At 35.6% G+C, this 12,252-nt stretch carries 10 protein-coding genes and 1 other annotated feature; of the genes, 9 read left to right on the top strand and 1 reads right to left on the bottom strand.

Annotated features, from left to right (window positions below; genetic code table 11):
* Positions 1-101: 101 nt before the first annotated feature.
* Both mutM and ytaF read left to right on the top strand, forming a co-directional pair.
* Positions 102-929, top strand: a complete 828-nt coding sequence (gene mutM / locus NST60_RS24445; protein WP_016201813.1) for a DNA-formamidopyrimidine glycosylase — start codon at positions 102-104, stop codon at positions 927-929.
* A 90-nt stretch (positions 930-1,019) separates the two neighbouring features.
* Positions 1,020-1,655 (top strand): sporulation membrane protein YtaF, encoded by a 636-nt coding sequence (gene ytaF, locus NST60_RS24440; RefSeq protein ID WP_016201812.1) that lies wholly within the window; start codon positions 1,020-1,022, stop codon positions 1,653-1,655.
* A gap of 267 nt (positions 1,656-1,922) precedes the next feature.
* Here ytaF and NST60_RS24435 read toward each other — a convergent pair whose 3' ends face one another.
* A complete protein-coding gene (locus NST60_RS24435) occupies positions 1,923-3,038 on the bottom strand; it encodes an IS4 family transposase (RefSeq protein WP_100525938.1) in 1,116 nt (371 codons plus the stop codon).
* A gap of 182 nt (positions 3,039-3,220) precedes the next feature.
* Here NST60_RS24435 and coaE point away from each other — a divergent pair, with 182 nt between their 5' ends.
* From coaE to infC, 7 genes are all read left to right on the top strand, one after another.
* The gene (gene coaE / locus NST60_RS24430) at positions 3,221-3,826 is read left to right on the top strand and encodes a dephospho-CoA kinase (RefSeq protein ID WP_016201811.1); all 606 of its coding nucleotides are present in this window, start codon (positions 3,221-3,223) and stop codon (positions 3,824-3,826) included.
* A 262-nt stretch (positions 3,827-4,088) separates the two neighbouring features.
* Positions 4,089-4,544, top strand: coding sequence for a transcriptional regulator NrdR (nrdR, locus tag NST60_RS24425; protein ID WP_016201810.1), 456 nt, complete (start codon positions 4,089-4,091; stop codon positions 4,542-4,544).
* 105 nt (positions 4,545-4,649) lie between these two features.
* Entirely contained in the window at positions 4,650-6,056 is a 1,407-nt protein-coding gene (locus NST60_RS24420; protein ID WP_016201809.1) for a replication initiation and membrane attachment family protein, read from the top strand.
* A 21-nt stretch (positions 6,057-6,077) separates the two neighbouring features.
* Positions 6,078-7,007, top strand: a complete 930-nt coding sequence (gene dnaI / locus NST60_RS24415) for a primosomal protein DnaI (protein WP_101730659.1) — start codon at positions 6,078-6,080, stop codon at positions 7,005-7,007.
* 885 nt (positions 7,008-7,892) lie between these two features.
* Complete coding sequence (locus NST60_RS24410; RefSeq protein WP_016201806.1) at positions 7,893-8,735, top strand: putative sporulation protein YtxC; 843 nt, start codon at positions 7,893-7,895, stop codon at positions 8,733-8,735.
* A gap of 387 nt (positions 8,736-9,122) precedes the next feature.
* Positions 9,123-11,060, top strand: coding sequence for a threonine--tRNA ligase (gene thrS, locus NST60_RS24405; protein ID WP_224427496.1), 1,938 nt, complete (start codon positions 9,123-9,125; stop codon positions 11,058-11,060).
* Positions 11,061-11,449: 389 nt separating this feature from the next.
* Positions 11,450-11,587: a sequence feature (ribosomal protein L20 leader region), on the top strand.
* A gap of 150 nt (positions 11,588-11,737) precedes the next feature.
* Positions 11,738-12,241 (top strand): translation initiation factor IF-3, encoded by a 504-nt coding sequence (gene infC, locus NST60_RS24400; RefSeq protein WP_016201804.1) that lies wholly within the window; start codon positions 11,738-11,740, stop codon positions 12,239-12,241.
* Positions 12,242-12,252: the final 11 nt, after the last annotated feature.

Here is a 12,252-nt window from a genome sequence, read left to right as displayed (position 1 = left end):
TCCCTTAACTGGGGGGCTTACTGTTCGTTATGCGTGGGTTAAATGATAATGGTAGTTATTCTAAACATATGAGCAATTATTCAGGAAAGGAGGAGATGAAGATGCCAGAATTGCCAGAAGTTGAAACGGTTCGAAAAACGTTGAAACAGTTGACGCAAAATAAAGTCATAAAAGAAGTTGTGGTTTCATGGGCAAAAATGATAAAAAAACCAGAAAATGCAGAGGAATTTTCTGATGCATTAATTGGTCAAAGCATACTTGATGTTAAAAGACGGGGGAAATTCATTTTAATCGAAACAAATGATTTTACAATCGTCTCTCATTTGCGAATGGAAGGGAAATATGGTGTGTTTCAAGTTAATGATCCGGTTGATAAGCATACACATGTTATTTTCTTTTTTGAAGATGGCTCTCAGCTAAGATATAAAGATGTCCGGAAATTCGGTACGATGCATTTATTTAAAAAAGGGGAAGAACTAGACGCCCTGCCCCTTTCTCAATTAGGACCTGAACCGTTTGCTGAAGATTTTACGATTGCTAATTTTACCGAGCGGTTATCAAAAACGAATCGTAGTATCAAAACAGCACTATTAGATCAAAAGATTGTGGTTGGATTAGGTAATATTTATGTAGATGAAGCATTATTCCGAAGTAGTATTCATCCGGAGAGAATGGCAAGTTCTCTTAAGTCAAAGGAAATAGAGAAATTATATAAAGAAATCATTGCTACGCTATCCGAAGCGGTTGAAAAAGGTGGAAGCACAATCCGATCCTATGTAAACACCCAAGGGCAAATTGGAATGTTCCAGCTTGAACTATATGTTTATGGTCGAAAAGGGCAGGAATGCAAAGTATGTGGACATACATTAGAAAGAATTATAGTCGGCGGAAGAGGAACTGTTTTTTGTCCTAATTGCCAAAAGAAATAAGCAAAAGATAAAATCAATAAACCTAAATTAACATTGGATGGGCTCTTTCCATATAGTATATTACTATTGATTTGGAAGGAGCTTATCTTTATGGCCCAGGTGTTTTCTCTTTTATTATTAGCAATCGCTGTCAGCATCGATAGCTTTAGTGTTGGTTTTACTTATGGACTGCGAAAAATGAAAATGCCCTTAAATTCTATCCTGATTATCGCCTGTTGTTCTGGTCTGACACTTCTAACAGCAATGTTGGTAGGTCATGTTATTTCAAGGATATTCTCCCCATCGTTTGCAGAAAGTATAGGTGGTATTATATTAATCATATTAGGTGGATGGATTCTTTACCAATATTTTAAGCCGAGTAAAGAAAAGGAAGTTCTAACAGAAGAGAAGAATATTATAAATTTTGAAATAAAATCTTTAGGAATTGTCATCAATATTTTAAAGAAACCTTTATCAGCGGATTTTGATAAATCAGGAACGATTACAGGGCTAGAAGCGGTTGTGTTAGGTTTTGCTCTGTCTTTAGATGCCTTTGGAGCAGGAATTGGTGCTTCTATGCTCGGGTTTTCGCCACTATTTTTAACTCTTGCTGTTATTTTTATGAGTACATCCTTTGTGTCTTTAGGCATTTATCTAGGTAAGTTTTTGTCAGAGAAAAGTTATATGGATAAATTCTCTTTTATTCCCGGGATTATCTTAATCATTATTGGGATTTTAAAACTTTAATTCTTTACCAAATTTGCGAAATAGGTTGGTTCCTTCTAAGGCGGTGCCCCTCCTTGGCGAATCGCCTTTGGAATTTCACCTATCTCTCTCCTTTATATAAATTTGTTACATACTAAATACCACTAGTGTTGCATAAATGTTGTTAGAATATTCAGTTTAAATATGTCCCCTGTTAAGAGCCAAAAAAGTAAATACCCAACTAAAGGTGGATCCATCCATTTGGAAATTTTTTACAATTAGACTTAAGAGACGACGACAATTTGTTTATTAAGGAATGGTTTTTCCTTCAATCTTTCGAAGCCAAATATGTGCTGGTTTCCACAAAGCTGCCCGTAAATATCGGCTAATTTGTAGGGTTTTTCGTTTACTTTTTGTCTCGATTTGTGCGAGAACATGCAGGCAAAAAACAATAAGTGCGATAAACACTTGATTCTGAATTGCCCATTCGCTTTGGCCGTAAAACTTTTTGATATGGAGATGTTGTTTAATCCATTTGAAAAATAACTCAATCGCCCAGCGTGATTTATACATCTTTGAGATTTCTTCAGCACTTAAATCAAAACGATTTGTGATTAAATGAAGCTCATTTCCTTTTGAATCAATCACTTTTAGAAGACGAAAGTAATTTTCGGCACGGTTTTGCGTCGTACCAATCAACACCATTTGATCCGACAAAACAGATGTATTCTCGGGTAGTTTAAAATCGTAAACCTCCCGTATGACTGCGTTTTTTCGCAGCCTAGAAAGGAAAAAGTAGCCGTCATCTGTCATCCGATCAAAGCGTTCGTAGTCTAAGTAACCACGGTCAAACACATACATACATTCCTTGTCATCAACCATTACTTCAAGCTGACCGCGGTCATGTTCTTTGGCCGTTGTCATAATGGCCTTTTCGGGATAGGATATACCTTTTTCCATAAACACAAGGCGTAAGTGCAATTTAACACCCGCTTTTGTTTTGCGGAATTTTGCCCATTTATGATTAGTCAAATTGAGAGGCAATGTGCTTGAATCAATGATTTTTAATGGCATCACAAGTTTCGTGTTGTGCGTTTTGGCATGAATTTGTGAAACTAAATCAAGGAAAAGCTTTTGGAATAAGTCTGGATTCATGCCATTTAAACGGCGTGAGAGTTGGGAAATACTGATAGAATCAAGATCAATGCCCTTTTGCAGTTGATCATCGAAAAGACAATCGCTCAGCGCATGCAGACTTTCGACTTCTTCTAGCTGCGCAAAAAGTAATAATTTTAGAAATGACTCTGTCGTTAGTTTTTTCGTATAGAAATCTAATTTCAACGTTTTCACGTTTTCTTCAAATAATTGAAGATTTATTGGTGAAAACCATTGTCCAAATGAAGTTTTTCGTGTAATCTTGTCCATGAGATTGGTCCTTTTTTAGTGGATTTGGACGGGTTACCACCTGACTTATCCATTATAAAGGACTTTTTCTATGCATAAAATAATAAAAGTGAACATTTCGAGTATTTTTAATAATGAAATTAAATTAATGCAACACTAGTGACTAAATACTAAATACTAAATTCAATAAGGTAGGTATTGTTATGACGATAATAGTAGGATTAACTGGAGGGATTGCGAGTGGAAAATCGACGATTTCTTCCTATTTTCAATCACTAAACATCCCGATTATTGACGCAGACATCGAATCGAGACTTGCTGTAGAAAAAGGAGAACCAGCATATGTAGAAATAGTGTCCCATTTTGGTAAGGAGATTTTACATCAAGATGGTACCTTAAATAGACAAAAGCTTGGGGAAATTATCTTTTCAAATGAAGAAGAACGGAATGTACTTAATGGCATTGTACATCCTGATGTAAGAAGAAGAATGGATGTTAAGCAGAGACAAGCAGTTGAATCAGGAGAGAAAATAGCGATTTTAGATATTCCGTTGCTTTTTGAAAATAAATTAAATCAAACGGTGGATCGAACGATTTTAGTATATGTAGATCAAAATGTTCAAATTAATCGATTAATGAAAAGAAATGATTTAAGCTATGAGCAGGCTGTTAAACGAATAAACGCGCAAATGCCATTACGAGAGAAACTTCTTCTTGCTGATGAAGTAATTAATAATAATGGATCTATGGAAGATTCTATCAACCAAGCGAAGAGGATTTTGGAAAAATGGCAGGTTTTCCCTACCTGAAAATAAGGTTTGTCCCACACTTAACGGACAGTATGGCTTGGGTCTCAAGCATATGAGAATTCGAGGAAGAAAGGTGGGAGATCAACTGTTCGTAAAGATCCGAATGGTTCAACTAACCATCAGGGGGATGAAGGTAGCTCCCACTGATGGAAGTTTCACTTTATAGAAGAGAATTTGATATAATTACTTGTACAAGCCTTTATTTTTATATAATATGAAGATAAGTATATACATGGAACAATGAATTCGGAGCTGATATGAAATGAGATGTCCTACCTGTCAACATAATAACACCCGCGTTCTTGATTCACGACCAGTTGATGAGTATAAATCGATTCGCAGAAGAAGAGAATGTGAAGCTTGCGGTAATCGATTTACCACTTTTGAAAAAGTAGAAGAGATTCCTTTAATTGTAGTGAAGAAAGAAGGGACGCGTGAAGAATTTAGCAGGGATAAAATATTGCGTGGTTTAATAAGAGCGTGTGAGAAGAGACCAGTTGCTTTGAAACAATTGGAAGAAATAACCGCTGAAGTAGAAAAAGAACTTCGAAGTAACGTTGCTTCAGAAATAAAGAGTGAAATTATTGGAGAAATGGTAATGGATCGCTTGGCGAAAATTGATGAAGTAGCATATGTGCGTTTTGCATCCGTTTATCGTCAGTTTAAAGATATAAATGTATTTATTGACGAATTAAAGGAATTAATAAAAAAAGACTAAAAGACACATGGAAATGATAACTAAGGGAGCTAAAGATTTCTTTGGCTCTTTTTTGCCTTTTATCTCCTTTTGATGGAAATAGAATGTATGAAAGGAAGAATTAATATGTCTCAGCATTGGCAAGACCTACTTCCGGTCGACAGATATCGAGTAACGGTGAATGGGCTGTTAAGCGATTATGATCGAAAGACAATCACCTTCTTATATCAACCTTTAATTGGGACAAAATGTTTAGCTTTATATATGACCTTATGGGCTGAAGTCGAAGAAAATCGTTTATGGTCCATGACAAATACACATCATAGTTTAATGAATTTCATGAGTTGCGGTTTAAATGATATATATGAAGCAAGACTAAAGCTTGAAGGAATTGGTCTATTAAAAACTTATTTAAAGAAAGAGGATGGAAATAGAGCTTTTATCTATGAATTGCAGCCTCCTTTATCACCAGCACAGTATTTTCTAGATGGGATGTTAAATGTTTATTTATATAGAAAAGTTGGAAAAGCTCAGTATAGCAGATTGAAAAGATTCTTTTCCGATGAAAAAATTTCTGATTCTAGTTATCAACCAATAACAAAAGCTTTTCAAGATGTTTTTATGTCTGATCATGGAAGTGCAGTTCGGGCGATGCATGAATTAGATGAAGAAGATACTATTGATCAAACTTATATTGGAAAAGAAGAGCAAACTGGTATTCAAATTACTAAAGATGATTTTGACTTTGAGCTGCTGTATGCAGGGATTCATGATTCCTTATTATCGAAAAAGGCTTTTACGAAAAAAGTAAAGGAAGCGATACTAAATCTCTCTTTTATCTATGGAATTGATCCAATTCAAATGAAGAATATCGTAATTAGTGCGATTAATCATCAGGACGAAATTGATGTGGAAGAATTGAGAATAGCTGCACGCGATTGGTATCAATTTCAACATAATGACTTGCTGCCAATGTTAGTTGATCGAAAACAACCGCAAAAGGATCATTCATCAACAGATGCTCCAAAATCGAAAGAAGAAGAATTGATATATTATTTGGATCACACTTCTCCCCGCGAAGTATTGAAAGATATATCTGGGGGAGCGGAACCTTCTAAGACAGACTTGCAAATTATAGAGGAAATTATGTTTTCGCAAAAACTGTTGCCTGGCGTCATTAATGTTCTGATTCAATATGTTATGCTGAAAACAGATATGAAATTGACAAAAGGCTATATCGAAAAAATCGCTGGTCAATGGGTTAGAAAAAATATCCGTACTGTTAAAGATGCAATGGACCTTGCGAAAAAAGAGCATAAGCAATATATGGAATGGGCTCAAGGTAAAAAAAATCCACAGCCAAAGGCAAACCGCAAAGCAATTCGGACGGAAAAGATTCCAGAATGGTTTGGACAAGATCAGGATAACGAAGAAAAGATAAAAACAACTGATAAGACTTCTGCAAAGAATACGAGCGATAAAGAGTTGGAGCAAAAAAAGAAAGAGCTGGAAGAGCGTATAAAAAAATTATAAAATCAGGTGGTGAATGAAACGGTGGAAAGAATTAATGATACATTAAAGAAATTTGGTGCAGGTAATAATTTTCAGGAAAGGTACCGTGCTATGAAACAAGAAGTACTTGCCCATCCTGATGTAAGAGCTTTTTTAAGAGAGCATGAGGATGAGCTTACTTCTAATGCTGTTGATGTGGGAATGATGAAGCTGTATGAATATGCCAATCAAAGCAAGGGTTGTGATAAGTGCTCCAGTCTTCAGGGCTGTGTGAATATGATGCAAGGATACCATCCTAACCTTGTTATAATAAGAGGGAATATTGAGATTCAATATGAACGATGCCCGCGCAAGGTTTCGGAGGACAATCAGAAGAAAAAGGAAAAGCTAATTAAAAGCTTATATGTACCGAAGGATATTCTTGAAGCTTCCTTCAATACAATTGATCTTGATGGAGAGAGAATGGAAGCGGTAGAAGCGGCTATTCGATTTGTAGAGGAATATAAACCAGGCCAAAGGCATAAAGGGATATATTTTTATGGGGAATTTGGTGTAGGAAAATCGTATATTTTAGGAGCAATTGCTAATAAACTTTCTCAAAAGCAAATTTCTTCCATGATTGTATATGTTCCTGAATTATTTAGAGAAATGAAGAGTTCGATTGCTGATAGTACGTTAAATGATAAAATTGAAAGCATAAAAAGAGAACCTATTTTAATGTTAGATGATATTGGTGCAGAAACAATGTCTAGCTGGATTCGTGATGAGGTCCTTGGACCAATATTGCAGTTTAGAATGCTAGAGAATTTACCTACTTTATTTACATCCAATTTTGATTTTAGCGGCTTAGAGCATCATCTCACCTATTCTCAAAGAGGAGAAGAGGAAAAGATGAAGGCGATGAGAGTGATGGAAAGAATTCGCTATTTATCTACACCAATTCGTGTAAAAGGAAAAAATAAACGACTATGACGATTTCATTTTTAGTAAGGAGAAGGGCAAGTTGACGGAAATTTCGAATGCTGAAAAATTATTAGTAAAACGATATAATCAATTTCTTTTGTTTGTATCTATAACCATATTATTGTTGTTAATCCCCTTTTTTCTATCCTTTTATAGCCCAGGGATTTATAAAATAATCCTGGCATTATTGGTATTTGGACTGACTTATACCTATATTACAAAAAATAGAAGATTACTTGCATATGTAAGAAGCCGATGTGAAAAACGATCTATCTCGTTTCAGACATTGTATACCTGGTACATTATTTTGTATGCCTTTGTATTAGGTGTCCTCTTATTCTTTCTATAATTTAAATTTGATATAGTGATTTGAGGTTGGGACATAACTAAATTGATATTCTGTAAAGACGAACAATTTCTCATTTAGCTAGTAGATAGCGGCTGCTTTCACACACTTTTTACAAGAGGAAATATAATTAGTTGGGAAAACAGAGCAGCCGGAATATACGAAGACGCCACGGGGATTAGCGAGACAGTCTGAGACCCTGCAGGCTGTAAGCAGACCGCGGCTCAGCGCGAGCCCCACGGAAAGCGAAGTGTATTCCGGCTGCGGGGAAACGCACTAACCTTCATGGAGACTTCCTTTAAAAAACAAATAAAAAACCGAACAATTATACGAACTTTCATTAGCATCTTCGTATAATTGTTCAGATTATGTTGGCTGGAATACTTTTGTCCCAGCCTTATTTGTAATTCTCAAAATTTGACCTAATTCTTTTCTACTGTATTTTTTAATAAACATAATCCAAAGCACTTTACATTTTTCATAGTCTATTTTCTACCTATCCCCCATATATATGAAATCGAGGACTTCTTTATAAAGGGGGGATACGGTTGATTGAAATTCAATTTCACGATCAAAAAGATGCTATGAGATTTTTGCGCATTTTAAATAAACAGGTGAAATTTGTTGAGTCGGTTGAGAAAATGGACGACGTCAATAATTGGATAGTTGTTAAAACCGATGGAAGCAGTACAGCAGTAAAGAAATGCTTAACCGCTTTTATCTTGCATATAAAAACAGATGATTGGGCAAGAGAAATACTACAAAATCGTTATTTCTATTTGGATGAACTAGAACAGCGGAGCATATTAGAAATACTTCACAGTTTAATAGAAGAAGAACGGGAAGGACTTACAAGCTTAACAAAAGATATCAATATAAAAACATGTCTTCTAGAGAGTTTGGATAACTTTATGGTGGAAATGCATAAAGAATTTTCGTTTGATTCCTTTGTAACCTTTCGATTAAAGGCTTTTTTTGAAAAGCTAATAAAATACATAGAATTATCGATTGATGAGTACAAAATGGAACAAGAATATCAGGTTTTTATTCATACATTGCGAAATTCCCTTTCCAAAAAGGCTGCAAAAGTGAATCATATCCATGTAGTAATCGACTTAGAAATACAATTTTTTGATACAGAATATCGAGAAATACCTCAGCAAGAGCTTATGATGTTGTATGACCAAAGAAATTTAGCTTCTTCCCATTATATCGACCCATATTCCCTTGGCCCATTGCTTGCGCTTGCTCCGAAAACAATTTTTCTATATACAGAGGATAGAGAATTGCCGATTGTACGAACGATTTTAAATATATTTGAAGAGCGAGTACAACTTCTTGATAAGGAACACTTTTTTCTAAGGATAAATAAACAGACAGAAATGAAATAAGATTCCCATTAATCCCCTTGATTTTATGCGGAGAAAAGCATATAATAACGTACATAAATTAACTATAACTTATACATGTAATGATAAGGACAATGGTTTTCTTGTACGGTTCAAAGAGAGGGAAGGATGCTGGGAACTTCCTAACACGATAAGATTACTTACCACCTTTAAACTTCAGTCAGGAACAGGAAATACTAAGTAATGACTGGCGGTATCAGCAGCCGTTATCTGTTTAAACTAAAGCTAGACAAATGAATTGTTTGGGAATTAGGGTGGAACCACGTGTTTTTAATTTAAAACTCGTCCCTTCGTATAGGGACGGGTTTTTTTGCGTTTTTTAATCGGTTCTTATCTTACATGCATGGCAAAAATAAAGGAGGAAGTTTCATGTCAGAATTAATTAACATTACATTTCCAGACGGAGCGGTAAAGGAGTTTCCGGGAGGAACTACAACAGAAGATATTGCAGGTTCTATTAGCCCAGGTCTAAGAAAAAAAGCACTAGCAGGGAAAATTAATGGTTCTTTATATGATTTGAAAAGACCTATTTTAGAAGATGCATCTTTTGAAATCATTACACCAGATAGTCCAGAGGCATTAGAAATTTTGCGTCATAGCTCTGCTCACTTAATGGCACAAGCAATTAAAAGAATTTATGGAAACGTAAAGCTAGGTGTAGGTCCAGTTATTGAAAATGGGTTTTACTATGATATTGACTTAGAGCAATCATTAACACCAGAAGATTTACCAGCTATTGAAAAAGAAATGAAAAAAATCATCAATGAAAATCTTGAGATTGTCCGTAAAGAAGTAAGCCGCGCGGAAGCGATTGAGCTCTTTAAAGAAATGGATGATGAATACAAACTGGAGTTAATTGATGCAATCCCTGAAGAGGAAACAGTAACATTATATCAACAAGGGGAATTCATTGATCTTTGCCGTGGAGTTCACGTACCATCTACTGGAAAACTAAAAGAGTTTAAATTGCTAAACATTGCTGGTGCATACTGGAGAGGGAATAGCGATAATAAAATGCTTCAGCGTATATACGGAACAGCATTCTTTAAGAAAAATGAGCTAGAAGAGCATTTACGCTTTTTAGAAGAGGCGAAAGAAAGAGATCATCGTAAGATTGGTAAAGAATTAGATTTATTTATGACTTCTCAAAAAGTGGGACAAGGTTTGCCTCTATGGCTTCCAAAAGGTGCAACAATTAGACGTATCGTGGAACGGTATATTGTAGATAAAGAAGAAAGATTAGGCTATAACCATGTTTATACACCAATCATGGGAAGCGTGGATTTATACAAAACATCTGGTCACTGGGATCACTATCAAGAGGATATGTTTCCTGTTATGGAAATGGATAATGAACAATTAGTTCTTCGTCCGATGAACTGTCCACACCATATGGTTGTTTATAAAAACGACATTCATAGCTATCGTGAACTGCCAATTCGTATCGCTGAGCTAGGCACAATGCATCGTTATGAAATGTCTGGTGCATTATCAGGATTACAGCGTGTGCGTGGAATGACTCTAAATGACGCGCATATCTTTGTAAGACCTGATCAAATCAAAGATGAATTCAAGCGTGTTGTAAACTTAGTATTAGAAGTATATAAAGATTTTAACATTACAGATTACTCGTTCCGTTTATCTTATCGTGATCCAGCGGATACAGAGAAATATTTTGATGATGATGAAATGTGGAATAAAGCACAAAGCATGCTGAAAGAGGCAATGGATGATCTAGGACTAGATTACTTTGAAGCAGAAGGAGAAGCGGCATTCTACGGTCCGAAATTGGATGTACAAGTAAAAACAGCTTTAGGCAAAGATGAAACACTGTCTACAGTTCAATTAGACTTCCTTCTTCCTGAACGCTTTGACTTAACATATGTAGGAGAAGATGGGAAACAACATCGTCCAGTAGTTATTCATAGAGGTGTGGTTTCAACAATGGAACGCTTCATTGCATTCCTGATTGAAGAATACAAAGGCGCATTTCCAACTTGGTTATCACCAGTTCAAGTACAAGTGATCCCGGTATCACCTTCCGTTCACTTTGACTATGCCAAAGAAGTGCAAGAAAACTTACAAAGACACGGTTTCCGCGTAGAACTTGATGAACGTGACGAAAAAATAGGCTACAAAATCCGTGAGGCACAAATGAAAAAAATCCCTTACATGTTAGTAGTGGGAGACAAAGAAGTAGAAGATAAAGCCGTAAACGTCCGCAAATACGGAGAACAAAAATCAGAAACAGTCTCTTATGTCGACTTCTTAGAGAAACTAACACAAGAAGTAAAAAAAACGAACTAAGTTAGAAATTAATTTTTATGACATAAATTGAAATTAAGGATTTTGAGTTGATTGGAGCGGATATTCTGTACTTTTGTGGGAAGTAGAGGAGAACAGGCTTCCTTCCCGCGTAAAGCAAGTGTCTGAAGTGGGAATTAACGAGTTTCATAAATAGGCGAACCATTTTTTAGAACACAATGTATTAAAAGAAAAATGATCAAAGTACTGTCGTTTTTAAGGATTGGAAGCCTACTTTTCGTTCTATATTCCTAGCTTTTCAGAAATTATGCACAAAAGGTATTGCATTGAATCAATTATTTTGATAAAATTTTTCTCGTTGTGATATTTCTTTCGTTGACTTACAGATATCATTTGTGATATAGTTACTAAGGTAAATTGAATACGAGTTTGAGGAAAAGAAGAAGCACCCGCTTCTCACCTGATTGACACAGATTCCAAGTAGTTAACAGGTATTACGTAAAACATTTTAGGTCTTACTATGTTATCGTAAGTGTGGGTGAATTGTTCATCCACACTTTTTTATTTGGATGATAAAGATTACAAAGCCTACGATGTCAACTTGGGAGTCAAGTGTCAATTAGTATCTAAACTAGATAAGGTGACCTAGGTTAGATTATTCTTGACCCGAACGTTGTATTCGTCATTAACCTTGGAGGTGTTTAACTATTAGCAAAGATATGATTTTAAATGAAGGCATTCGTGCTAGAGAAGTTCGTCTTATTGACCAAAATGGAGAACAGCTTGGGATTAAAACGAAATTTGAAGCTCTTGAAATTGCAACACGTGTAAATCTTGATGTCGTTCTTGTTGCTCCAAACGCAAAACCACCAGTAGCTCGTATTATGGACTACGGTAAATACAAGTTTGAACAACAAAAGAAAGAAAAAGAAGCACGTAAAAATCAAAAAATCATTAATATTAAAGAGGTTCGCCTTAGTCCAACTATAGATGAGCATGACTTTAATACAAAGCTTCGTAATGCTATTAAGTTCCTAGAAAAAGGCGATAAAGTAAAAGCATCCATTCGTTTTAAAGGACGTGCTATTACACATAAGGAAATCGGTCAACGCGTACTTGTTCGTTTTGCAGAAGCTTGTGCCGAAGTTGCCACTGTGGAATCACATCCAAAAATGGACGGTCGAAGCATGTTCATGACCTTAGCGCCTAAAAACGACAAGTAAGAGGAGGAATA

The sequence above is a fragment of the Niallia sp. FSL W8-1348 genome, from assembly GCF_038006745.1.
Lineage (GTDB): Bacteria > Bacillota > Bacilli > Bacillales > Cytobacillaceae > Niallia > Niallia alba.
Note: the sequence above shows the minus strand (reverse complement) of the source record. Positions and strands in the feature narration are given on the sequence as shown.

Coding starts and splice junctions, on each gene's coding strand:
- coaE (WP_016201811.1), top strand. CDS start 3,221: ATGACGATAATAGTAGGATTAACTGGAGGGATTGCGAGTGGAAAATCG.
- infC (WP_016201804.1), top strand. CDS start 11,738: ATGATTTTAAATGAAGGCATTCGTGCTAGAGAAGTTCGTCTTATTGAC.
- NST60_RS24420 (WP_016201809.1), top strand. CDS start 4,650: ATGTCTCAGCATTGGCAAGACCTACTTCCGGTCGACAGATATCGAGTA.
- nrdR (WP_016201810.1), top strand. CDS start 4,089: ATGAGATGTCCTACCTGTCAACATAATAACACCCGCGTTCTTGATTCA.
- thrS (WP_224427496.1), top strand. CDS start 9,123: ATGTCAGAATTAATTAACATTACATTTCCAGACGGAGCGGTAAAGGAG.
- NST60_RS24435 (WP_100525938.1), bottom strand. CDS start 3,038: ATGGACAAGATTACACGAAAAACTTCATTTGGACAATGGTTTTCACCA.
- mutM (WP_016201813.1), top strand. CDS start 102: ATGCCAGAATTGCCAGAAGTTGAAACGGTTCGAAAAACGTTGAAACAG.
- ytaF (WP_016201812.1), top strand. CDS start 1,020: ATGGCCCAGGTGTTTTCTCTTTTATTATTAGCAATCGCTGTCAGCATC.